This window comes from Patescibacteria group bacterium, assembly GCA_028717685.1.
Lineage (GTDB): Bacteria > Patescibacteriota > JAQUNI01 > JAQUNI01 > JAQUNI01 > JAQUNI01.
The window spans coordinates 353303-377926 of record JAQUNI010000001.1; the positions used below are offsets into that span (position 1 = coordinate 353303).

The 24624-nt window shown below is 42.0% G+C and carries 21 protein-coding genes, 4 tRNA genes and 1 rRNA gene; 4 read left to right on the forward strand and 22 right to left on the reverse strand.

The annotated features are described in order from the left end of the window. Positions 1–112 precede the first annotated feature (112 nt). The 5 genes from PHW01_01785 to PHW01_01805 all read right to left on the reverse strand — a co-directional run bounded on the left by PHW01_01785 (position 113) and on the right by PHW01_01805 (position 4284). Complete coding sequence (locus tag PHW01_01785; GenBank protein MDD5626728.1) at positions 113–322, reverse strand: hypothetical protein; 210 nt, start codon at positions 320–322, stop codon at positions 113–115. Between the two features lie 98 nt (positions 323–420). Next, the gene (locus tag PHW01_01790; GenBank protein MDD5626729.1) at positions 421–1962 is read right to left on the reverse strand and encodes a formylglycine-generating enzyme family protein; all 1542 of its coding nucleotides are present in this window, start codon (positions 1960–1962) and stop codon (positions 421–423) included. Positions 1963–2056: 94 nt separating this feature from the next. Next, positions 2057–2614 carry an RdgB/HAM1 family non-canonical purine NTP pyrophosphatase gene (gene rdgB, locus PHW01_01795; protein MDD5626730.1) on the reverse strand — a complete coding sequence of 186 codons (558 nt, stop codon included), beginning with the start codon at positions 2612–2614 and terminating at the stop codon, positions 2057–2059. Between the two features lie 132 nt (positions 2615–2746). Further along, complete coding sequence (locus PHW01_01800; protein MDD5626731.1) at positions 2747–3433, reverse strand: endonuclease; 687 nt, start codon at positions 3431–3433, stop codon at positions 2747–2749. Between the two features lie 161 nt (positions 3434–3594). Further along, the gene (locus PHW01_01805) at positions 3595–4284 is read right to left on the reverse strand and encodes a class I SAM-dependent methyltransferase (protein ID MDD5626732.1); all 690 of its coding nucleotides are present in this window, start codon (positions 4282–4284) and stop codon (positions 3595–3597) included. A gap of 87 nt (positions 4285–4371) precedes the next feature. On the opposite strand from PHW01_01805, the gene PHW01_01810 reads away from it, so the two are divergent. Then, positions 4372–5925 carry a tRNA uridine(34) 5-carboxymethylaminomethyl modification radical SAM/GNAT enzyme Elp3 gene (locus tag PHW01_01810; GenBank protein ID MDD5626733.1) on the forward strand — a complete coding sequence of 518 codons (1554 nt, stop codon included), beginning with the start codon at positions 4372–4374 and terminating at the stop codon, positions 5923–5925. An 81-nt stretch (positions 5926–6006) separates the two neighbouring features. On the opposite strand, the gene rsmA is transcribed toward PHW01_01810, so the two are convergent. From rsmA to PHW01_01860, 10 genes are all read right to left on the reverse strand, one after another. Then, positions 6007–6879 (reverse strand): 16S rRNA (adenine(1518)-N(6)/adenine(1519)-N(6))-dimethyltransferase RsmA, encoded by an 873-nt coding sequence (rsmA, locus tag PHW01_01815; protein ID MDD5626734.1) that lies wholly within the window; start codon positions 6877–6879, stop codon positions 6007–6009. A gap of 314 nt (positions 6880–7193) precedes the next feature. Continuing rightward, positions 7194–7277: transfer RNA gene (locus PHW01_01820), tRNA-Leu, on the reverse strand. A 153-nt stretch (positions 7278–7430) separates the two neighbouring features. Further along, positions 7431–7503: transfer RNA gene (locus tag PHW01_01825), tRNA-Cys, on the reverse strand. Then, positions 7486–7737, reverse strand: a complete 252-nt coding sequence (locus PHW01_01830; protein MDD5626735.1) for a GIY-YIG nuclease family protein — start codon at positions 7735–7737, stop codon at positions 7486–7488. The genes PHW01_01825 and PHW01_01830 overlap by 18 nt, the downstream gene beginning before the upstream one ends. Positions 7738–7998: 261 nt before the next feature. Next, positions 7999–8580 (reverse strand): hypothetical protein, encoded by a 582-nt coding sequence (locus tag PHW01_01835; protein ID MDD5626736.1) that lies wholly within the window; start codon positions 8578–8580, stop codon positions 7999–8001. A gap of 167 nt (positions 8581–8747) precedes the next feature. Then, entirely contained in the window at positions 8748–9281 is a 534-nt protein-coding gene (locus tag PHW01_01840; protein MDD5626737.1) for a hypothetical protein, read from the reverse strand. Positions 9282–9589: 308 nt separating this feature from the next. Further along, positions 9590–9661, reverse strand: a tRNA-Gly gene (locus PHW01_01845). A gap of 21 nt (positions 9662–9682) precedes the next feature. Continuing rightward, positions 9683–9931, reverse strand: a complete 249-nt coding sequence (locus PHW01_01850) for a GIY-YIG nuclease family protein (protein MDD5626738.1) — start codon at positions 9929–9931, stop codon at positions 9683–9685. 631 nt (positions 9932–10562) lie between these two features. After that, a complete protein-coding gene (locus PHW01_01855) occupies positions 10563–12326 on the reverse strand; it encodes a CapA family protein (GenBank protein ID MDD5626739.1) in 1764 nt (587 codons plus the stop codon). 164 nt (positions 12327–12490) lie between these two features. Then, positions 12491–14830 carry a DUF3160 domain-containing protein gene (locus PHW01_01860; protein MDD5626740.1) on the reverse strand — a complete coding sequence of 780 codons (2340 nt, stop codon included), beginning with the start codon at positions 14828–14830 and terminating at the stop codon, positions 12491–12493. Between the two features lie 482 nt (positions 14831–15312). Between PHW01_01860 and PHW01_01865 the strand changes: the two genes are divergently transcribed. Together PHW01_01865 and PHW01_01870 are read left to right on the forward strand one after the other, a co-directional pair. After that, positions 15313–15837 (forward strand): hypothetical protein, encoded by a 525-nt coding sequence (locus PHW01_01865; GenBank protein ID MDD5626741.1) that lies wholly within the window; start codon positions 15313–15315, stop codon positions 15835–15837. A gap of 27 nt (positions 15838–15864) precedes the next feature. Beyond that, a complete protein-coding gene (locus PHW01_01870; protein ID MDD5626742.1) occupies positions 15865–16560 on the forward strand; it encodes a hypothetical protein in 696 nt (231 codons plus the stop codon). A 68-nt stretch (positions 16561–16628) separates the two neighbouring features. On the opposite strand, the gene PHW01_01875 is transcribed toward PHW01_01870, so the two are convergent. The 4 genes from PHW01_01875 to PHW01_01890 all read right to left on the reverse strand — a co-directional run bounded on the left by PHW01_01875 (position 16629) and on the right by PHW01_01890 (position 21228). Beyond that, positions 16629–17786 carry a hypothetical protein gene (locus PHW01_01875; protein ID MDD5626743.1) on the reverse strand — a complete coding sequence of 386 codons (1158 nt, stop codon included), beginning with the start codon at positions 17784–17786 and terminating at the stop codon, positions 16629–16631. Positions 17787–17847: 61 nt separating this feature from the next. After that, a complete protein-coding gene (locus PHW01_01880; protein ID MDD5626744.1) occupies positions 17848–18474 on the reverse strand; it encodes a Type 1 glutamine amidotransferase-like domain-containing protein in 627 nt (208 codons plus the stop codon). A 68-nt stretch (positions 18475–18542) separates the two neighbouring features. Beyond that, a tRNA-Ala gene (locus PHW01_01885) sits at positions 18543–18617 on the reverse strand. A gap of 570 nt (positions 18618–19187) precedes the next feature. Beyond that, a 16S ribosomal RNA gene (locus PHW01_01890) occupies positions 19188–21228 on the reverse strand. A gap of 367 nt (positions 21229–21595) precedes the next feature. Here PHW01_01890 and PHW01_01895 point away from each other — a divergent pair. Beyond that, positions 21596–21856: a hypothetical protein gene (locus PHW01_01895; GenBank protein MDD5626745.1), complete on the forward strand. Its 261-nt coding sequence runs from the start codon at positions 21596–21598 to the stop codon at positions 21854–21856. Positions 21857–21895: 39 nt separating this feature from the next. On the opposite strand, the gene trmD is transcribed toward PHW01_01895, so the two are convergent. The 3 genes from trmD to PHW01_01910 form a co-directional block, all read right to left on the reverse strand. Further along, positions 21896–22570: a tRNA (guanosine(37)-N1)-methyltransferase TrmD gene (gene trmD / locus PHW01_01900; protein MDD5626746.1), complete on the reverse strand. Its 675-nt coding sequence runs from the start codon at positions 22568–22570 to the stop codon at positions 21896–21898. Positions 22571–22759: 189 nt separating this feature from the next. Further along, the gene (locus PHW01_01905; GenBank protein ID MDD5626747.1) at positions 22760–23086 is read right to left on the reverse strand and encodes a KH domain-containing protein; all 327 of its coding nucleotides are present in this window, start codon (positions 23084–23086) and stop codon (positions 22760–22762) included. Between the two features lie 122 nt (positions 23087–23208). Further along, positions 23209–24618, reverse strand: coding sequence for a M23 family metallopeptidase (locus PHW01_01910; protein MDD5626748.1), 1410 nt, complete (start codon positions 24616–24618; stop codon positions 23209–23211). Positions 24619–24624: the final 6 nt, after the last annotated feature.

Genomic DNA, 24624 nt, shown 5'->3' on the forward strand with positions numbered 1-24624 from the left:
ATCCCCTAGAAGCAGCTTATTTGCCCTCTAGTTATCTAAATATAGTATATCACATCTAAATCTTCAAGTCAATGGGGGGTAATGGGGATAAAAATGAATAATCCCCGCACCTTTAGGCGGGGAGATATCTGTTGGCTCCATAGTCCCCGAGTGAAGCGAGGGGTCCGCCCGCTAATGCCTGAAGCCGCGCCCGACAGCGCAAGACGCAGTCGTTGCGGGCGGGCGCAAGCGATGGCGGGCAGGCTGTGGAGCCAGAATGCAAGACGGAGGTATTAAAGATAAAAGTATTAGCAGAAAATGACGGTCTGCATTTTGGCTCCATAGGGCTAGCGCCACTATGGAGCCAACTATTCAAAAAAAGGCGCGAAAATAAAAAACCCAGTATATACTCTTGAAGTATTATACTGGGAATAAGAAAAATCATTTGGCGTCCATGGCACAACGAAAACCTCTGTCATAACCGGGTCGATCAGGAGTATCTTTATCCCGCCACGCCACGCGTAATAAAAATGGTATGGCGTCGCAAGAGCCTCCTCTTATAACCTTTTCTTTACCGCCGTCCGGACCTTTCGGATTAATCCGGGGTGAATTTGCATAATAGCGGCTATCGTACCAATCGGCACACCATTCAGATACATTGCCTGCCATATCATACAAGCCATAGCCATTGGGAGAAAAGCTACCTACAGGCGCTGTATCTTCATAGCCATCAATTAATTTTTTACCACCAATGGATCCCACGATCTCATATTTTATACCTCCAATACTAAAACTAGCATTACGGTCCCCAAAATTACATTGACTACCATCGGGGTTCTGATCACCCCAAGGGAACTTCTTCCCTACCAGTCTACCTCGCGCCGCTTTTTCCCATTCTGCTTCCGTAGGCAAACGTTTTCCAGCCCATTTAGCATATGCCGAGGCATCATACCAATTAACGCGTACCATAGGTTGATTGGGCGCAGAACTATTCCAAAAATCCGGTGCCTTATGTCCAGTCGCATCTATAAACTTCTTATACTGCGCATTGGTAACTTCATAAACATCTATGTAAAAGGCATCTAAAAAAACTTCATGTGCCGGTGTCTCTGTCTTGGCAACATCTAAAACCCCATTCCACTCCTGTTGAATCGTGTCCCTCCAGCCCGGGTCCTTAATGTCAGCAATCTTAAATTCGCTAAAATCACCATGCCCCATCTCCGACATAAACTCCTCCGCCAAAGTGTTGATATCAGAAGTATTAGTTCCCATCTGAAATTCACCAGCCGGGATTAAGACCATCGGCGCATCTTCTTTAATGACGGGCTCTTGGACTTTATCGTCCCCGTTATCTTTATTCCCATTTTCCACTACTGGGACATCTTTCCCATTTGCCTTTGTGTCATCTCCAATTTCCTTGCCACTGGCGACGGCTTGCTCAATCTCTTTTTGCACTGAAATTACAACCTGTCTATTTCCGTAAACCAAATTCCACTCCCCTATTGGTTCAAGAGGCACAACCGTGAATAAACCTACTAATTCCGTACTTTTTGGTTTAATGACAAACGTGATCTCATTATCTGAATTCAAAAGATAATTCATTGCCGTGCCGATGGATGATTCTACAGAAGTATAGTCAAAAACAAACACTTCTTTTTGGGAATAAATTACAGCGCCCTTCACATCATTTATAATGAACGAAGAGCCATCTATAGTGATCTCTTTGTTACCCAAATTACTGATAGAGACGAGGAACCATGCCTCATAACATTCTTCTCCTGCTATTTTTCCTAAAACAAAATCTGGTTTCGCTTCTGCAAGCACTATTGCCTGCACCTCTATCTCCACCTGCGGATTAGAGTCTTCGGACACTATCGGATTCAAATTATCTCCACAACCAACCAACAACACTGCAAGAAACAAAATAACGGAAAATTTTAATCTTAACATTTCAATCACCTTTTTATCCTTTATGAACTTCATTGTTAACGATAGTATAACTAAGACAAAAAATTGTTAAAAGAGCACCTCCCTAGCAAAAACTGCTAGGTAAAATCGGTAAAATCCTGAATCTTTATTAAGCTTTCATTATAGCACTTTTCATAGAATTTGTCAATGTTAAACCCTCTAAAGCTTTTTTGCGGTGGGAAATCTGGTTTTTCTCGGTTGCACTCATTTCCGCCCAAGTCTTGCGAAAGCCTTTAGGAATAAAGATGCAATCCCAGCCAAAATTATTCACTCCCCTCGGTTTCGGGCTAATACTGCCTGCAACCTTGCCTTTGCCGAAACAATATTTTTTGCCGTCATAATAACAGACAACGCATTGGGCATAAGCGCGGCGGTCTTTTAAATCCTTCAGCAAATCCGCGAATTTATTCCAGCCCATTGTCTTCTCCACCCATTTAGCCAAAGCGCCCGGAAAACCATTTAGGGCGCGGATATATAGTCCCGTGTCTTCCACCAAACAAGGCTTCTTAACCTTCTCATATGCCAGTTTTGCCTTGAAGCGCGAAATCTCATCCACCTCTACAGCTTGAATTTCGGGCAAATCCAAACTAATCTGCTTGAGCGGCATTTTAAGAATTGCTTTGGCTTCTAAAAATTTATTTCTGCTGCTAGTAACGAAGTATAGCATAGTATAAATTGTTCTAATTATTCTAATTGTTCTAATTTCTAAACAAATCCTAATAACTAATATCTAAATGTCCAAAAATTGGTCATTGGTCATTATTTAGGATTTAGGTCAATTAGAGTAATTAGAAATTATTTAATGATAATTACATTGTCTTTTTAAAACACATTTCTCGCATTTTGGTTTGGGATGGCAAAATTCCTTTATGTGTTTCACGATTAAAGCGTGGAATTCCTGATATAATTTTACCTTATTTCCTCTTAAAGTTAAATCTTTACGGACAAAATCCTGAATTGCCGCGTAAGTCGCTTTTCCAGGAATAAGACCCAAGCGCGAAAATAATCTTTTGGTGTAAGCGTCCACTACAAAACTTGGTTTTCCCAAGGCATAAAGAAGTATGGAATCCGCTGTTTCCTCGCCAATGCCTTTTATCGCGAGAAAATATCGGCGCAATCGCTCCAAAGAATCATTCTCCTGCCAAGGCTCCTTCAAAATTTTTTTGACCAAATTTTTAATATACCCTGCTTTTTGGTTATAATAGCCTGCCGGCTTAACGCACCTGGCAAGGCTGCGCTTGGGTGTATTTTGCAATTTATGCCAATCTAAGAGCCTTGCCCCGGATAAATTTGCTAAAGCGAGCTCTACATTTTTCCAGGCGGTGTTCTGCGTTAAAATCGCGCCGAGCATAATCTCAAGCTGGGCGCCAGATAAACCGCGTTCACTCTTCTTTCTTGTTCCGCAAGAAATAGGCCACCAATGCTGGGCGCCGTAATAACATAACAAAAGCGTATATAAATTATTTAAAGATATCTTCGTTGGCATCTATTGCGATAATTTTTAATTTCTAATTTTCAATTTTTATTCAATTTCTAATTACTTAATTTCTAAACTGGTTGCCATATTTAGAAATTTGTCACTTCTAACTGGGTTTGAAAATTTATTCATTGAAAATTTAATAGAAATTAGAAATTGAAAATTGCAAATTATTTCCTCCCCACCGTTACAAGATTCTGCCCCTTCCATCTATCCGTCTTTATTCCATCCTTTTCATAATAATTTTCTACAACCCGCAAGCCAGCATTTTGCAAAAGCCTCCCTATTTCCCTTTTAGTAAATCCGTGGTAATATCTTTTTTCTTTATAAAGGACATCATTAAAATCCATTTTATTTTTCCCCAACACTTTCTTTAAATTATAACGCAGTCGCAGGGAACAAAACTTGGTTTGGAAAAGATTCCAATTCGTGAGCAACACTAATCCGCCAGCTTTGACTAACTTTGCCGCATTGCAAAGAGCCTCTTGCCGCAACGCGCGGCTTGGGATATGGTGCAAAACCGCAATTAACACAGCTACATCAAAAGACTGCGGAGGCAGTTTTAGGTCTAAAATATTTCCTGCCTGGAATTCTGCGCTGCCGTAATCCCTTTTTGCTTCTTGCAATAATCTTTTACTTGCATCTACGCCAAGATAACTTGCCCCTTTCTGCGAAACTAAAGGATAAAGCCTGCCGTTGCCGCAGCCCAAATCTAACACTCTATCACCTTTTTTGATATAGTTAGCGAAAGAGATAAAAAGCGGCCAATCCCGCTGGCGCGAGGCGGAAAAATCCTGCGCCCGCTGTTCATAATAATCCTGGGTTTTTTCAATTAATTTTTGGGCGAAAACAGCATCCATAAATCATTGTTTCATTGTCCAATTGTTCCATTGCTTAAAAAATGACAACAATGAAACAATGAAGCAATAGAACAATGGCCAATAATTATGAATAAAATCAATCAATTAGCTATTGAACGCGCTATTGACGAAAAAATTAAATCAAAGGCAGAATTAAACGGTTTAAAGCGCAGAATTCTGAAAAAAACACACGGTCAATTTCCGCGCGATTTGGATTTATTGAAAACCTATCGCGCCCTTTTAAGGCAAAAAAAAATAAAAAGAAACCCAGCCTTAGAAAATTTATTAACCACCCGTGCTGTCCGCACGCTCTCCGGCATTGCCGCGATCACAGTTTTAACCAAGCCTTTTAAATGCAAGGGGCGATGTATTTACTGCCCGCAGGAAGAAGGGATGCCGAAAAGCTATCTTAAGAATGAACCGGCGGCGAGCCGCGCTTTTTTAACCGCTTTTGACCCCTCTCTGCAAGTCAAAACCCGGCTTGCTTCTCTCACTCTCACAGGGCACAATACGGAAAAAATTGAACTTATTATTTTGGGCGGCTCTTTCGCGGCTTACCCCAAAGCATACCAAAGGATTTTTATGCAAAGATGCATTGAGATGTTAAACGGACGGAAAAGCCGCAACCTTGCGCGAGCCCAAAAACAGAATGAAACTGCCTGCCACCGCTTGGTAGGTCTTTCTATTGAGGTAAGACCAGACGAAGTCAACCTGAAAAATCTAAAGTGGTGGCGCAGCTTGGGCGTAACGCGCGTGGAAATCGGCGTCCAGACCATTCACGACGATATCCTTAAAAAATGCCGGCGCGGCCACAGCGTCAAGGCGACGGCGCTCGCCACGCGACTGCTCAAAGACTGGGGCTTTAAGGTTGTTTATCACTTAATGCCTAATCTGCCCTGCTCCACGCCCCAAAAAGATTTAAAAGTATTCCAGACTTTATTTTCCGATGCCCGTTTTCAGCCAGACCAAATCAAAATCTATCCCGTAGTCGTTTTAAAGACCGCGCCCCTTTACAAGGTCTGGAAGGCTGGGTGTTTCCAGCCTTATTCCGCCGCCACGCTCAACCATCTGCTCATTAAAATCAAAAAGGGCGTGCCGCCCTATGTCCGCATTATCCGTTTAATCCGCGATATTCCGAGCAACTCAATCATTGCGGGCAATAAAATCACGAATCTGCGCCAGATTTTAAAAGAGAATAACGTGCAATGCCGTTGCATCCGCTGCCGCGAAGCCAAAAACGCGCCCTTGGGCAAAATCTATCCGCGCATACTAAAATATCCAGCCTCTTCCGGCACTGAATATTATTTAAGCTACGAAAATAAAAGTAAAACCACGCTTTACGCGCACCTCCGCCTGCGTTTTCCCTCGCTCAAATCTGCCTTCCATACTTGCGCCATTATCCGCGAGGTGCATACCTACGGTCAAGTAGCATCGCTTCAAACTCAAAATCAGTCTGCCACACAGCACCACGGTTTGGGCAAAAGGTTGATTAAAAAAGCAGAACAAATTGCGCAAAAGAATGGTTATCAAAGAATTATGGTGATCGCTGGAATTGGAGTAAGAGAATATTATCGGAGACTAGGATATAAATCAGGCAAATTTGGCTATATGGTTAAAAGCATAAAAACCCGATTCTTATAACTTGTAACCTATAACTCAAGTAATATCATCCTTGCGTTACAAGTTTCAAGTTACAAGAATAAGGTTTCCAGATTTTAGTAGTTATAGATTTGACTTTTTACTTTTTAATAAGTTTATCCAATCCACCACGCCCAGCTCCTGCGCCCTCGCTGTCCTTTTGACTCCCGCGGCTTTAAGCCAAGAGGTTACCTCTTCATCCGTTAAAAGATAACCATTTTTTAAATTATTATGGATTTGTTTTCTGGGACTCGCAAAGCCAATTTTAATTAAACGAAAAAACTCCGCTTCTTTGTTATCCATCTCCTCGGCAGTAACGCGCAAAAACCCGCGGCGATTATACCAGTGAAGTTCGCGGGCAAGCTCGGAGTGCGGATACATCCTGATCCTTAAAATCGCTGAATCTACCTCCGGCGGAGGTGAAAATTTATCGCGGCTTACATAATCCACAATTTCCGGGCTGCCAAAGGTCTGCACCGCGACTGTTAAAACACTCATTTTCCCAGGGCGGGCGCAAACCCGTTTCGCCACTTCCTTTTGCACCAACAAGACCATCATTTTAGGTCTTTTTTTACTGGCGGTAAATTTTCTTAAAATCTTCCCCGTGATGTAAAAAGGGATGTTGCCAATAACTTTATAATCTTTGGCAAACTTAAAATTGAAAATGGAAAACTTGATGATGTCGTCCGGAACTATTACCACGGCGCGGAAAGGCTTGAATTTGCGTTCCAACTCGCGAGCCAAATCTCTGTCTAATTCCACGGCGACAACTTTGCGCGCCCGCATCGCCAATTTTTGGGTAAGGTCGCCCTTGCCCGGACCAATTTCCAAGATGACATCGCTCCGCCGCACCTCCCCCGCGTCCACGATTTTATTTAAAATCGTCTCGTCAAACAAAAAATGCTGACCGAGTTTTGGTTTGATTGTTTTTTGTTTTCTGGAGTTAAAATTTTTCATAAAGTCAATAATGAATTGTCTATGTTCATACTAACAAAATCAGAATCAGGAAGCAATAAAACAGCTTTTTTAAATTTAAGCTGTTTTAAATGATTTTTTCATTTTTAATTTTTCATTTTACATTTGAACGTTAGCGATTGTGCCCGGGGCGGGACTCGCCCCGTCGCTAAAGCTCCTTGAAACCTTGCGGTTTCAATGCTTCCACATCGGGGAAACTACCGTTTCCCCGACCCCTTTCCCGGGTTCTCGTCCCTATTCCTTTAAACCTTGTATTTTTGAAAAAAACGAATAGACGCAAAGCGATATCTTTTTTGTGCCCGGGGCGGGACTCGAACCCGCAAGGTCTCGCGACCACAAGATTTTAAGTCTTGCGTGTATACCAGTTCCACCACCCGGGCGAAATAAATTAAAAATTGAAAATGAAAAATTTAAAATTGTCATCGCTTCGCGAGATCTCGTCATCAAGATCTGGCAAAGCCAGACACCCACGAATCACGGTTTTGTCCCGCTATGCGGGATCTCGCGCAGCGAGACAGACCGTTAATCTTTTGAGGCCTAGGTGGGATTTGCACCCACGAATCACGGTTTTGCAGACCGTTGCGTTAACTACTTCGCCACTAGGCCATATTCAACTTTCAGCAAATCCTTCTGTTGGTGAGTTTTATAGAATTTCTCCATTTCCATTGCCTCACTACGGGTCGGAAATTCCTTATAAACTAACAACCGCCACGGACAATATGCTTTAGTTGATTTTACCTTAACGCTGTTATGTCGTTTAAATCTAACTTTCACATTTTCCGTACTGCCTACATACAAATTATTATTTTTTAGGCTAAGTAAAAAATATACATAATACATAGAAATCACGGTTTTGTCCCGCTATGCGGGATCTCGTCATCAAGATCTGGCAAAGCCAGACAAAGTGAGACAGACTGTTGCCTTACTACTTGCCTACTCGCCAAATAAAAAAACAAAAGATGTCTCTTAAAGACATCTCCATTTTAGCATTTATACGGTTTTGGTCAAACAATAAAAAAGGAAGCAGGCAGTAGGAATAAGGAATTATGAATAATAAATAATTCCTTTATCTCTTTATTTCTAATTCATGATTCCTAATTCCTAATTCACATTTTCCAAGATCTCCACTTCCAATTTGCGCGCGCCAAAAAATTTTGCCTTCAAATAACTGGGAAACCAGACATCAACGCGACCCCAATGTCTTCCCGCCATCCGATCCTGGACTTCAAAAACCTGATCACCAAAAATGGATGGAATCTTAAACTTGGTGCCAAAGGGTAAAAAATTCGCCGCCGCGATCCCTTCACGCACTCTTTCGCCGGAAGCGGTAATAAAAGGCGTGGCGTCGCATTGAGCCACAGTAGACGAATAGCCAGTAACCACAATCGGATAGATGCCGGGGCTAACGAGGGATTCTTTACTGTAAAAACGCTCTTTGATAATACTGTCTACTGTTTTTTTGTCAAAATAAAACCTGCCTTCCACATCAATAGGCGTTAAAGGCTGATGCTTTTGCGGTCTTAGAATTTCTCCTATTCGCGCCGCGTCTCTCCCGACCCATCCTTGAACCAATCTGTCTATCTTTTGCGAAGATAAAAAAACCTTCTGGATATCCTGCTCGGGTATCCCTAAGAACAGTGTAAAAGCCAAAAAGACCAAAAGGGAAATGGCGTAATATTTCATTGATTTTTAAAAATTTTTGTTTTTATTTTAGGTTGCGCCCTTATCTCTTTGAAACCTACTTTTATTTTATCATAATTAGCATAAAAAGTCAATCCAGTTAGAAACTCGTGCGGGGCATGGTTTCTAACGGGGTCAAAAAGAAAAACCCCAACTGATTGGGGCTTTTCTTATAGAACTTCAATTTTTATCTGTTTTAAGCCGAACTGTATAGCTTCTCCGCGGCTCGGCATCCAGAAGTCAACGCGAGTGCTATACCGCGCGTTCATTCGGTCTTGCACCTCAAAGACCTTGTCGCCGTAAAGCTCCGGAACCTTCACTTTGGTCCCAAAAGGCAAGAAGTTAGTAGCGATAATACCATCGCGGACATGCTGACCCGACGCCGTAATAAACGGGGTGGAGTCGCACTGATCCACGGTGGAAGAATAAGCCGTGGCGGAAACAATATACGCGCCGGGCTTTGCTTCTCTCCTTGTCCGCTGTGGTGATTTAATAGAAATTATGTTTTTTGACTGATATTCGGCTAATTTTTGATCCAATTCCTCTTTGGATAAATATGTCTTATCCTCTAAAGAAATATGGGTTAACGCGCCAGACGCAGGCTCTTCCTTATTCCAATCAAAGGGACCAAAACCGGCAGTGACTAAAAAGACTGGTAAAATAATGAGTCCTTTGAGAGTAAAATTTGCTCTAATAAACCTCATTGGGCTTCAATTAATGAATTAATTCCCGCCTTTAGCCGTAAAAAAGGCCTAGTAAAGCGAGATTTTAGCTAATCTTAGGCAATCCCAAGGAACCGATCCCCTAAGCGCCTAATTTCGCTAAAATAAGGTTAAATCATCCTGAATTTCTAGTTGTTTTAACTAATATAAGCCAAAACAAAAAAATCCTTGACAGATTTAAGAAAGTATTGTAGCATATCTTTTCTTAAAAGTCAAGGATCTATAACAAAAAACAGCTTCTCGATAAAGAAAGCTGTTTTCTGTTTTTTGGATATGAGCAAAAATTTTTGAGCGGGTGAGCGGAATTGAACCGCCTTCTCATCCTTGGCAAGGATGTATAATAACCGTTATACGACACCCGCTTCGTCGGCCTTTCGGCCTCCTCAGCGTAAACTAAACTCTTTTATTAAATTTTCTTTTTTCTCTCTCCTCCAACCTTTGATTTCTTTTTCTCTACTATGTGCTTGCTGGCGAATTCCAAAACTTTCCACATAAACCAATTTGACTGGTAATTTGTTTTTTGTGAATGGAGTCAATCCGAGATTGTGTTCTTTTATCCTTTTCGCTAAATTCCAAGTGATGCCAGTATACAAACAATCATCTTGGCAACGTAAAATATAAACAAAATACATAAAATCAAACTAAGTACAACAAAAAAAGTTTACACCGAGTAAACCTAAGGTTTACGAGGTGCCGAGGGGCAGAATCGGACTGCCGACACGATGATTTTCCATATTTTCTCTTGAATTTCTTCAAGGATTGGACTATATCTTCTGCCTCTTTTTAATCAAAAAGAGGAGCTGGGCGCTATTTGCAGGATTATTGTCGGGGCTCACCTGCTAGTCTCTACACCTTCTCCTTAAAATTATCCCCTTAAGGAGCTTGGCTCGGGATTACCATATCCTTTTTTACGAGATTTAGGCTCCCCCGAATTCACCCAGTTTTCAATCCCGAATTACTTCGGGTTGGACCGAAAATTCAGTCATCTGCTCTACCACTGAGCTACCTCGGCAAGTTGGTAATCAGTAATCGGTAATTCGTAATTAGGGTAAACCCAGCACTGTCCGCCTTTAGCGGACTGGTGCGTGGGTAAACTCGCCCTTTGGGCGAGAAATTCCTGATTACTAGTTACTGATTACCGATTACTAATTACTATTTTCTAACCCATTGACATAAACATAATATCCTAAACTACCCAGGTTGTAAACCCCGCACCGAATCTTTTTCTAATAAAAAACAGGGCTGATTAGCATAAAATCCAATTCAGTCTGCCTGATTCACTAATATTGTAACTTCTGGTACAGAGTAAACTCTAAGATTATAATACCCTCCTCCTTTTCCCCAATCTTTCGTGAACCCCCAGCCATTCCAAGAAAGAACATTTAAATTTTGGGAGGTTTTACTTTCAGGATGCTCGTATGCTCCTTCCAAAGCGACCAGTTCTGATTTCTGATCCTTATTGAAATCTCCCGCCTCAATCTCTAAAAGAGGTTTATCTAAAATTGACGAGCCCCAGATTAAATCAAGCGCGCCCTGCCCGCCATCGCGAGCTTCAGGCGAGGCGGGCGTGGCTCTTTTCAGATTATATAAAAACAAGTGGCTTCCCCAATGTTCTTTGTTTTCCGTATTCGCAAGGGGCGAGTTCTCCGCGTAATCCCCTTTTTTCCACAGGGCTAAAGCAAGGTCGGGTTTGGCGTCGCCGTTAAAATCGCCAACCGTATAATCATTAACCACCCAAGCGGGATCGCTTTCCCAAATCTTTGTTTCATTTTGAAAAACTTTAACCAAGCCTTGATCCAAAGTAATCTTTTCTTCTTTGGTATCCTGATCTAAATCTTGATTAAGGAGAGAAGGAATCCCCGCAAAGACAGCCCCGCTTTTCAAGCCTAAACTTATCCCTTCCTGATACGCTCCATTTTGAAAAGAAAAGGAAGGCTGTTCGTCTAAAGCAATGCCCAACATTTTAAGGAGCCTGTTCTGTTCGCTTGGAGAAACAAACTGGGGCTGACTGTAATCAAAAATTTTGACGGGTAAAAAATTCAGCTCTACTACGCCATCGCGGTCCAGATAAATGTCCGCGACCATCCCCTCCCGCGTCTCCTCACTCCACATCTGGTCAAAAACAAAATTACCCAAAGAATAGATAATATATTTGCCTTTATATTTTTCCACGGTCTGAAACCAATGCGGATGATGGCCAATCACTAAATCCGCGCCCGCGTCAATCGCTTGGCGGGCAAAAGCGATTTGCCTCTCGTTGGGGGCGCGCTTATACTCTGTGCCCGCGTGCATAGAAACAATCACCAAATCCGCTTCTTTTTTCGCTCGCGCTAAATCACTTTTTAAATCCTCTGCGTTCATTATCGCCGCGCCGGCGTTATTCTCCTTGGCTTCGGTGTTGCCAGCGTAAGTATAAGCTAAAAAAGCGATTTTAAGATTATTTCTTTCCACTATTGCCGCTTGATGCGCCTTTTCGCGACTCAATCCGGCGCCAATGCCTTGAATGCCCTCTTGCTCTAATAATTCCAAAGTTTTTTTAAGACCTTTATCCCCTTGGTTCATAATATGGTTATTGGCTAAGGATAAAACATCAAAACCGACCTTGGTCAGCGCTCCCGCGCATTCCGGATCCGCGCGAAAAACCATACTGGGAGTATACACGGGCTCACCGGCAAGCAAGGGCGACTCTAAATTGCCGAAAGTGATATCCGCGTTTTGCAAAAATTGCCCCATTTTCCGAAAAGGATATTGATAATCATTATATTCCACCATCTTTTGGCCTACATTGCGCGAAAGCATCATATCGCCCACTGCCACGAGATGAACTAAAGGATCTGCGGGAACGGGCAGACTCGGCTTTTCTAATACTGCTTCACTTTTCTCTTTAACTTCCGCGGACAGAGGTAATCTTTTTCGGCTCTCTTTAAAGTAAGTGAACGGCTCGTTAATAGGCAAAATTCTAAAAAGCGCCACCCCAATAATGACAATAAGCGGAACGATGGACCAAAATAAAATTTTGGAAAACATAAAAAATAAATCAAAAATCAAATATCCCCTGCTCGCCTCGCGTTAAATATAGTCTACCAATAATCACTCATTTATATCTCTTAAAATAGCATCAATTGGCAGACAAGTTAAAGGCGAGCGGGGCAGGCAAAATGCAATTTGATTTTTGATTTTTACATTTTGATCTATTCAGCAATAAAACTCTCCGTCCATTTCGGTAAACTCGGCATCTTCTGGCTGCTTTCGCCGGATAAAATTTTCCACCATTCTTCGTCTGTTAAACGGTTGGATAAAGGCTGTAGAAATTCATAATGAGAATAAATCCCGCCTTTCGCGATTTTCAGTTTACCTTCCACTGGCGCCACCACATAGATAGGAAAAATATTACCCGTGGCTTCTTCCAGCACGACGCCGTTCGGGTCAGTAGCAACATCGGCGGCAAGCGCTCCAGGATGATCATCTACCTCACTCGCGCTTTGAACATTCATATCCTTCATCACAGAGAGCCAAAGATGCTCCAGCTCCCCGCCGTAAAAGCGGATAAAATTATACTCTTCCTCGGACAAACCCTTGCCTTCCAATTCTTTTTCCGCGATGATTTTGAGCTGATCCGCGATTTCTTTTAATTGGTTAATGCTCTCCCCCTGTTCCTCCGATAAAATCCCGCGCATTTCCAGACCATCCGAAAGCATCTTGGCTAGACCAGCTAACCTTGCATAGACCTCTGGCTCGGGCTCCACATAGCCGCGGTCATCATATTTTTCTGATGGCCCTGCGCCCATTTCGGCATAAACCTGCTTGGCATAAAGAATCGTATCATGCTTTAACTCTGTCCAAGAACCAAGATAGCCATTTAAGTTTTTCCTTACCCAAGCTTCATTTTGCATAAACTCCGGATAGCCTTCTCCCTTAGCAAGCAATATTGGATTTAAGGAATAAAGCCAGCCCCAATAAAGATTCTGGGTCCAAGTTTGTTGGTCAAGGCCTGCTAAATATTCACGCATTTTGCGCATATTTTCAGGATAATTCTGGTAATCATCCGCTCCACCCGCTTTTAGAATGCTGTATGCCTCCTCACTACCCAAGGCCGCTGGAATATCCAACCCCTCCGGCAGCATCCTCCGCTGACCCTTTTTGTTTTCCTTAACCTCGCGGTAAATCAGTCTTTGAAAAATAGAGGCGTCAATCGTAAATCGCTGACCCATCACACGGAAACCTTTAATCTCCTCCTCGCGATCCGGATTAATTGATTCATCAAAAATAGGTATTGAGTTAATCTGTGGCGGCGTCAGCTCCTTGGCTTGTCCCATAAAAATAATGAAGTTGTCTTGCGAGAGCAATTTATCCAGATTAATGTCATCGCCGTAAACCCGCTTTAGAATCTCTAAATATTGGTAAAAAGTGATGTCGTCCGATTTACCGACAAAAAAGTTCGTCGGCTCGTAAATCTTCTCCCAATTCGTGAAATTCGCTTCTTTTTGGCCTAGAGCTAAACTTGCCAAAATCGCGGAGCGGGTTTCATCATCGCTTTTTTGCCTAAAGGTCATCCGACCATACCACATCATTGTTTTAAAATATCTTTGCAAATCTTCGGACTTGGAGTAATGACCGCGCGGAATATACTGCGAATAATCTTCCCTATAATCAGCGCTAGCCTGACCCTTGTTCATTAAAGGCGACTCTGTAATACCCTCGCGCTTCTCTATAAGATTTAGCTCCTCGCCCACCACATCCGCAACCTCGCCCCCCACTGGCGCCGCGGGTTCTAATAGTTTCGTGGCAACTGTGAAAAAGGCAACATTGCGCAAAGCCGCGTTTTCCCAAGCCGTCCCGCGCAAAGCCTCTAATTGCGTTTCCGAAGCAACAAGCATTCCGGCATTAAGCTCCCGCAGGGCCTGAATCAGCTTCTCCTCTTCTAGTTTTTTTAAACTATAGTCAAAAAGAAGGTGAAAATTGTGCAAAACCGAATCCACGGTAATGAAATTGGGCACAGAATCGTAACGGTTGTTTTCATAAATTTGAAAGAACTCCTTATAGCTCCCTTCTGTCACCACGAAAGTATTCTTTTCTAATAAATTCTGCGCCGCCGCAGTCAATTCGCTAAACTGCTCTTTATTTTCCACATTTTCCAAATCCTTTTCTATTTTGTAAGAAGCCACTTTCGGCGTTACGTTTACCTTTTCCGCCTCAAAGCTCGCGAAATTCTGCGCCGCCGCGCCTTTCACCTGCACCAAACTCCCGATATTGCTCTTAAAATCAAGGGCAGTAACTGGCTTTTTTCCCTCTCCTTTGGCTTTAAAATAGCGATTATAGGCAACATAGCCCCCAGCCGAAACCACGGCTAAAAATACCACAGCCGCCGCAGCGATTGCCCACCAAAACCATCTTTTTTTTGGAGAAGGCTCCGGGAGCGAAAGAGAGCTTATTGGAGAAGCGCTCTCCAACTCATTAGGGCTATTACTTGCGGATTCTTGTTTGTTTAATTCTGCTTTGGGTTGTTCTAAAGGAGTCTTTGTTTGTTTCATATTTTTTATTTTAGTTAAAACATTTAATGCCGCGGAGCGCTGCAATGTGGAGACGTTGTGATATAACGTCTCTATAAATCATTATAAGCTCTCCATCATTTAAAGGCAATAAAACGCATTTAATGTCACCCTCAATTTGATCGGGAATCCATATTAGAGACACTATTCCTAGATTTCCGCGCTTCAATTATTATTTTTTATTTTGTATTTTTTATTCATTTTTTATTTAACCATTTCTTATTTCTTAGGTCATTACACTATCTTTCTTAACCAGAGTTTACTTTATTGAAATAAGAATTAAAAAATAAGAAATGAATAAGAAACAAGAAATAACAAATAAGAAATACTGAAGGGAATGACAATAAATATCTAAATTTAATTATTTATGAAACGCGAAAGTCTTGGGACTGCTTCCGAATTTTATTTCCTCTCCCTTTTGAACTATGGTAGAATAATGATATCTTGATATTCAAAATAAAAAAATGAAATACAATCTTAAAACCATCTTGTTCTTTCTTTTAATGTCATCCGCTGTTATTCTAATCTCCTCCCCTGTCGCTCAAGCCGTCTGCCCAGTCTGCACGATCGCGGTTTGCGGCGCCGTGGGCTTGTCGCGCTGGCTCAAAATTGATGATTCTATCACTGGTTTATGGATTGGCGGCTTAACCGTTTCTTTAATCGTCTGGACCGTAACTTGGCTCCGCAAAAAAAATTGGCGATTTCCGGGTATGCCCATTGCGGTCGTTCTCATATATTATTTAATTGTTTGCCTGACCTTATACTTCGCGAAATTTTTAGGCCAGCCCGTTAATTGTTTCTGGGGCGTAGATAAGCTGTTATGGGGCATCATCATCGGCAGTATCTTTTTTTCTGCTGGCGCCTCTTTTTATTCTTATCTGAAGAAAAAAAATGGCGGCAAAGCTTATTTTCCTTTCCAGAAAGTGGTGATGCCAATTATTCCGCTTTTGATTTTAAGCGTGATTTTTTATCTTTTAACCAAAAAATAGAGTTTATTCATCATTGCGAGCAGTTCCTTGCACTCCCCTTGCCTTGAGCGGGGAGACAAGAGGGAAAGGGAATGGCTCTCCCCCTGCCCGAGCCTGCCTGCCGGTAGGCAGGGGGGAGATGAAGGGGGAGGGAGGAAAAATTGTAAAGAAAGACCCCACCTCGCTTTGCTCGCAACGACGGTCATATCTATGCCTACACCTGACATTGAAAAATTAAACCAATTTATTCAAAAAGTGGACCAGATGAAAAAACAGGAAAAGATGGATCTCTCATCGGATCAGGATTTAAGTTTGGCGATTATGAACTTGGTGAGTATTGAAGAGCATTTTTTCTTCACAGGCGCGAAAACGGGTAAAACTGAATATTATGATCTGATTTCCGAGGTAAGGGAAATGCGCAAGGCACTCTTAAAAAAAATCATCAAAGAATATGAGGGTGAAATTTGGTGCATTTCCAAGCATCTCCTCGCCGCTTCCATGCGGCTTATGGAAGTCGGCACAAAACAGCTCGGGATAGGACGCAAGGAAGAAGCTTATAATTTATTTGATAAGGCTTACAAACTTTATTCCCTCTTTTGGGGCTTAAATATGAAATTGATGAAAACCGAGGATTTAAAAAAGATTGACGCGAACGCGCTCAACAAGCACGACAAAGAGAAAAAGGGATTCTTGGGCAAACTCGGGGACTTAGTCAAAAAAGTGGTTGATTGCTGCATTGAATAGAAAACATAACAAAAAAACAGATTACTTTTCATAAGTAATCTGTTTTTTTGTTATATTGCGCTTGTTCTTTATCCATTAATATCAGGGAAATTATCAGTTATAAATTTATCAATGCCAGGAAGGTTTGTTTTGAGATAGTCGGGAGCAGTAGTTTTTAATCTTACTGCTTCAGTGAAGAATTCATCATATTTCAATTTATGTTTGGCGTATGAGGCGGCATATTCTGTTATTGCCCCCGATCTATCAACTAATTCCTTCCATTCTTTCCGTTTATCAGCGTCCAGCAAATAATCGTAGATGTGATGAGCGACTTCGTGCGCCACTGCTCCTAATTTGTATTGTCTCATTTTTTCCTCCGCCGGAACATGTTCCAGATAATCCAACTTTTCCGGCTTCTCGCCGTAAAAACTGTAGAAATATATCGGCGTAGGAATGAATTTTTTACTGAAATTGGGATCAGTATTCCAACGCACAAAGGATTCGGCGCGGAATTTGCGATTTTTGACTTCTGGCATTTGTTTTTCCCATTCCACATAAACATCCACAGGCAACATATAATCAGCGCCACTTATACTCACATTCACCTTATCAGGCGCGTATTTCATTTTTGAAATCAGGCATTTCCGCAATAATTCCCCGCCGAAAACCCGATAAACAAATTCCTTGGCGTCTGGAATATCAGGGTCATTTTCAAAACCAGAAAAATCAATTTCTTTGTCCTTATTTTGCTCTATGGCTTCATTATAACTTTGGGCTTTCAATACTGCTTCCAAAAGCGCGCGCGCTTTTGTTTGCTCATCTTCTTCACTGGCGAGCAAACTCTCATAATCAAAATTTGCCTGCCGCAGAAGGGTGGCAATTTGTTCGTCCCTGTTTTCTTCAATGAAACCTAAAACCCTATCAATCAATTCATCTGATACTTTCGGTAAAGTTTCGTTTTCAAACTTTTCGCAATTTACACCGATGGTATCTAACAGCTCAATAATTTCAGAATCAACTTCCGCATAATCTGCATAATACTCTTTAGCATATTGGGAAAGTTTCTCAATTTGAGCCTTGCTTTCCTGTCCGATAATGAACTCCTGCCTCCTTAATTTTTCCGCGCCTTGGTATTCTTGGGTAGATTTTACTCGCTCTAAAATTTCTCTCCGCTTTGCTTTATCGGGTTCTTGTTTAATTTCCTTTACTAAACTATCTCGATATTTTTGGAATTCAAAATTTTCCATATTTTTATCCAATGAGCTCATTAGCAAATTCTTCTAATATTTCTTTTGAAATCCCGCCAAACTAAATTTTAATTTCTGCACCATTGCCTACCAATTTAATCTTCCCATTTCTCACAAGAATCGCTTGTTCATCTGTAAGTATTTTAACCGGATACTTTGAAGTTGAAATTTCCTTCTTGAGAACTGAAGCATATTCTGGCTTAAAATGTACTGACAGCAGAAAGGGTACTAAGTTTAAAGCTCTCAAATCGGTTAATCCGAATGTATTTCTATCTGGATGTTTCCAATATGCCATTTCTATTGTAGGGCAAGCGATACAACTTCCCGCGCTGACGCCAATATAAATAACGCCTTTTTGAATAAGCTCCTTTACAATCTTGCCAAAGCCGCTCTCTCTAACGCATTTCAATAAATAAAAAGTATTGCCACCTTGAACATAAATAATATCCTGATCGCCAAAGAGCCTCCTTAATTCATCCTCGTTCTTGCCCTCAATATCAATTTCTTGCACATCAAATCCAACATCAGCCATTATTTGGCTGTCTTTTTTAACATAAGAAATGTCATCCTCGGCTTTTGAAGCAGTAGTAATATGGGCAAGTTTTATTTGATTGGCTGGTCTAGGGAGAAGTTTTAAAATTTCTTCCTTGACATTCATACCAGCAGAGGTTAAGAGTAGTGTTTTCATAATCTAGATCGTTGACTCAACAGTACGCCTCGGACGGAACTATGGAGCCAACAAAGATTTTTCTAACATGGTGGACCGAGTGGGAATTGAACCCACGACCTCCTCATTGCAAATGAGGCGTTCTACCACTGAACTACCGGCCCTCGGGATTTATTCTTGATAATTTTATTAAGATCATTGTCTCGCTTTGCGAGATCCCGCGTAGCGGGACAAATGTGGCGCTCTAGCCAACTGAGCTACAGGCCCGTTTCAATTTAAAATTAAAAATGAAAAATTAAAAATTCAAACTTTATTATTCTTGTCATTAAACGAAGTATACTTTTAAGGACAAATTAATCTTTATGGAGATTGCTTCGTCGTCCGCTTTAGGGCGTCCTCCTCGCAATGACGAATACAATAAAATAACAATGCAATAATGAAGCAATGAAACAATAAAAATTATTTCATTAAAAATTGAATAAAAAATTAAAAATTAAGAATTAAAAATTCTTTATACTATTATACAAAAAAAGACCCTTAAAAACAAGGTTCTTTTTTTATCCGCAAAGGAGTTTTCCTTTGGCAATTAAACAGTGATAGGAAACATCTTAAGATTTAAAACACATTTTGTTTAAAACGCCGTGTTTTAAGCTGGCCACTACCGTGTGGCTTTTTGGCGTTTGTTTGATAACAGTATCCCTCGCGGGATACCGCGACAATATTTTTCTCCCTAGAAAGGAGGTGATCCATCGACAGCTTCCGCTACCGATGCCTTGTTACGACTTCGTCCTAATTACCGATCCTACCGTGGATCCACCAAAAGGCGGAACTTCGGGTATTACCGGCTCTTCTGACGTGACGGGCGGTGAGTACAAGACCTGGGAACGTATTCACCGCGACATGGCTGATTCGCGGTTACTAGCGATTCCGGCTTCATGAGGTCGAGTTGCAGACCTCAATCCGAACTGGGGGTGCTTTTGATGGGATTAGCTATAGCGTTACCGCGTCGCGTCCCATTGTTACACCCATTGTAGCACGTGTGTCGCCCAGGGCATCAAAGGCCATGCTGACTTGACGTCGTCCCCACCTTCCTCCGACTATATGCCGGCAGTCTCGCGTGACAATAGTAACACGCGACAGGGGTTGCGTTCATTCCCGGACTTAACCGAACATCTCACGACATGAACTGACGACAGCCATGCAGCACCTGATCCCAAGGTTCCCCCCACAAGAGATCCAAATTCCAAACACTAAGCACCAAATTACAAACAATATCCAATAATCAAAGTTCCAATGACCAAAACAGATTTGGAATTTTGAAAATTGAAATTTAGAATTTATTTGTCTGGCTATGCCAGATCTCGCTAGAAGCGAGAAAATTTGTGATTTGCGATTTGGGATTTCTATCTTGAATCCCTTATGGGGGCACATCTTAGTTTCCTAAGATCTCCTTGAGCGTCTTGCCCTGGTAAGGTTCCTCGCTTACCGTCGAATTAAACCACATGCTCCACCGCTTGTGCAGGTCCCCGTCTATTCCTTTGAGTTTTAGCCTTGCGGCCGTACTTCCCAGGCGGGACACTTAACGCGTTAGCTTACGACACTGAAGGGGTCGAGCCTCCAATGCCTAGTGTCCATCGTTTACAGCGTGGACTACTGGGATATCTAACCCCATTCGCTCCCCACGCTTTCGTCCTATGAGCGTCAGAATCGTTCTAGTAAGCTGCCTTCGCTATTGGTGTTCCTGCCGATATTAACGCATATCACTACTACACCGGCAGTTCCGCTTACTTCTCCCGACCTCTAGTCTTGAAAGTATCCGACCCTTTCCCTTGGTTAAGCCAAGGTCTTTAAGGTTAGACTTTTCAGACCGCCTAGGGACGCTTTACGCCCAATAAATCCGGATAACGCTTGGACCACTCGAATTACCGCGACTGCTGGCACGAGTTTAGTCGGTCCTTATTCGTAGGGTACACTCAACCGCACCTCGCTGGGCTCGGTGGCGGTAATTCCTAATTTCTAATTTTTAATTTCTAATCAAATCCCAATGACCAAATGACCAATGACCAAACTTTAGACATTAGACATTTAGACATTAGAAATTGATTAGAAATTAGGTCAATTAGGAATTAGAAATTCCGAACCGAACGCAGTGAGGTACGGTTTGTTCCCCTATAAAAGCAGTTTACACTGAAGAACAGCTTCTTCCTGCACGCGGCGTCGCTCCTTCACCCTATTTCGGGCATTGAGGAAGATTCTCGACTGCAGCCTCCCGTAGGAGTCAGGGCAGTGTTTCAGTCCCCGTGTGCGAGGGCATCCTCTTAGACCTCGTAACCGTCATAGCCTTGGTGAGCCTTTACCCCACCAACTAGCTGATAGTCCGCAGGCCCTTCCTGAAGCGATAAATCATTTACCATAACTAATGAATAGCTATGGCACATCGGGAATTAGTCCGCCTTTCGGCGAATTATGCCCGTCTTCAGGGTAGGTTACCAACGTGTTACTCACCCGTTTGCCACTGGCCGCACCTCGCTACGCTCGGGCGGAATTTACCAATTTTCAATTTTCAATTTTCAATCAATTTTCAATTTTCAAACATTACCGCAACTTAATCTGTTTGAAAATTAAATCATTAATTTATTTGATATTGATTGAAAAATTCGAAAATTTGTAAATTGAAAATTCCGTGCCAAACACAGTGAGGCACGGCCCGTTGACTTGCATGCCTTATCCACGCCGCCAGCGTTCATCCTGAGCTAGGATCAAACTCTCAAAAAAGATAATCAGCAATTAACTCATAAAAGCTAGATCACTGATTATATAAATAGACGTTCCTATCACTATTTAATTGTCAAGGTTCAAAAATATTTTTGCTCTTGAACTAGAGCATAATTTATATTAATCTATGGATAATGGTTTGTCAAGTTTTAAAACAGGGCTAATTTTAGCACAAAATGCAAGCCTTAGATTTATTGCTCAAAACATTGACAAAAGTATTAAAATGTGCTAAAATTAAAGTATTGAAATTCATCATTATTGCGAGGAATCCGCCACCTTTTTTGAAAAAGGTGAGGGGGCTCCTAGCAATGATGAATGTTCTTATTTTGTACTTTGTCTGTAGTTAGATAATAAGGAGGGATAAAGGATGAATTTGCCGGATTACCGCAAACTCCAAGACTCCCAATGGAAGACCGAGAAGCCAATGGTTTGGCCCATTGTGCTTCTTATAATTTTCTTGATGGTTTTTTTCGCGATCGGAGCAGGAGTCTGGGTCCATAGCGGCACGAAGGATGGGCTCGGAAAGGATATTGGCATTGCCGACGCAGTCGGCTTTGCCCTATGGTTTATAATTTTCCGCATCAAACGAGGAGCGGAGAAGGCGAAATTTTACGGGAGATACCGCTAAATCTCTCCTCAATCAGCCGTGTTCACAAACGGCTGTTTTTTATTTTTTATTTTTCTCCCTCCACTCTTTTATTTTCTGATGATTGCCGGATAAAAGCACCTGCGGAACTTTCAAGCCTTGAAAATTCTCGGGGCGGGTGTAATGGGGGTATTCAATATTATTTTCGGGCAGAGAAAATGATTCCTCATTCAAGGATTCCGCGTTGCCTAAAACTCCGGGAATGAGCCGGCTCACTGCGTCCACAATCACCATCGCGGGAAGCTCGCCGCCGGTTAAAACAAAGTTGCCGATGGATATCTCTTCATCCACAAAATAATCCGCCACTCTTTGATCCACGCCTTCATAATGCCCGCAAACAAAAATCAATTTTTTAAAATGGCTAAGATCGCGAGCCATTTTCTGGTTAAAAGTCTTGCCACGGCTGGAAAGCAGAATTACCCGGCTGGAAGAATTGTGGCGGGAGATGCCCTCGGGGCTAACTCTCTTCGGGAGAATCTTTTTTAAAGCGCGATGGATAGGCTCAATTTTCATCACCATCCCAGCGCCGCCTCCGTAGGGCACATCATCCGTGGTTTTATGTTTGTCGCGCGCGTAATCCCGCAAATTATGAATCTTAATTTTGACCAATCCTTTATTCTGGGCGCGCCCTAAAATACTCCCGCTAAAATAGGAGTCAAAAATTTTGGGGAAGATTGTGAGAATGTCAAAAGTCATTGTGTTAGTAATCGGTAATCAGTAATTAGTAATTAGGGAAGATTTTATCGGCCGAAGGCCGATTTGTTTTAGTTACCAATTACCAGTTACTAATTACTGATTACTAGTTAATATATCCATTAAACCAAAAACCGCTTGTTTTAGCAAGCGGTCTCTAGCGTATCGAAAGCTTGAATTAAAAGCTTATCTTTACAGTTTCAGATCATCAACTACGTCAGTAGCTTGATCTTTCGGAGCTTCACTTCTGCCACGGCCTCGGGTAGAACCCTCGGGCTCAAGAATCTTGAGGTTTACACGGGCATTGTTTTTTGCTCCGACCACTCTTAAAAGAGTTCGGATTGAAGATGCAGTCTGGCCGTTGCGTCCGATGATTTGACCCATATCCGCAGGGTCAACCTCTAAAGTGATCAGCACTCCCATTTCGTCAACTGTGCGATTAGCTTTCACTTTATCCGGATTATCAACTAGCATCTGCACTACATACTCCAGGAACTCTAAATCCTTTTCTTTGGCCATACTTCTTTTTGGACTTACTTAACTTATTATTTCAATAAATAAAGTGAAGGTCGACCTAAAAAGCTTTCACTTTATTCACTGTTAACAAAATACACTATTTTTTCAATTTTGTCAAGGAAAAACTATCTCATCACATTTAAAGGATTGACCGCTCCTTGACTTGTTCTAATCTCAAGGTGCAAATGAGGACCCGTGGACCAGCCGGTAGAACCCATATAGCCGATTAATTCTCCAGCCTTCACGTTTCCAACAGTCCTTTTATAACTGGATAAATGGGCATAAAGCGTTTCAGTACCATTAGGATGAGAAATAATAATGTTTTTACCATAACCGCCTCGCCAACCGGAAAAAGTAATGGAACCACTGGCAGCGGCATAAATAGGCGAACCAATATCGCCATCAATATCAACACCATGATGACGATAACTGTAATACTGGTTGATTCTATGTGAAGTCGTAGGCCAAATCCAACCCCCTTTGCTTTTCGCGGGAATGGAAGGAGATTCCTTTTCCTCATTTTGAGGCTCGTAAACCAAAGCGCGGGAAGATTCTTCGCTCGGCGCATACTGCGGGGGAGGCGGGATCTTCCCGCCCGGAATCATTAAACTTTGACCGATTTGAATATTCGCCTCACTTCCTAAATTATTATATTCAACAATCTTCTGGAGATCCCCTTGATAAGTCTTGGAAATTTCACCCAAGGTATCACCGGATTTAACAGTATATAAAACCCCTGAAACGGGAGGAATCTTTAAAATATCGCCCGGGCGGATATAAGACGTTTCGGAAAGGTTGTTAGCGGAAAGAATAGTGGCTACGCTCAACCCATATTGCAAAGCAATGGAACTTACCGATTCTCCAGGGGTCACGATGTGCTGCACCACCTCTGTGCGCGCTTCTTCCACGGGTCCGGCTTTTACCTCTTGTTCCAAAAGAGGCAAAGGAATCAAGGCATTACCTTGCACTGTCGGGAGAGCCGCAGGATCGGATGCGGATCCTCCTCTCTCTTCGCTATTATCCGCCGCAGCCAAAACGGTAGCTGACACTTCCGAGGTGAAACCGCCTATGCCGCGAGGGAGAGCTTCTGGATCATTGCGGCTTTCCACCAAACGTTCCTCTTCGCTTTTTAAAATACCGCTGAATAAAATACTCGTACCCTGTCTTTCCTCGCCTTGGTTTTGATCCTTGCGACCCTCTATATTATTCCAAACCACCAATAAAGCAATCAAAATTACCGTTAAATGCACAACATAAGAAGGCGCGAAGGGGAGAAAATTTCGGGGAGCCTTTTGCAAAGAGCTCCGTTTAATATGATTTTTGAAAAAAATAAAAGACCTTTCTGCTTTCTTTGCTAAACTACCTGAAAGATGAACCTTATTTATCGTGGGATCAACCTGCACCTGAGAAAGGGTTTTGTCTAATTTTTGATTAAATTGTTTGCCTGCTTCCTCTATTTCTTCTGGATTTGTCTGATATTGTTTCCTTCTTTTCCTTGCCGTCCAACTTAAGAAAGAAATTATATTTTGAGACAATATAAC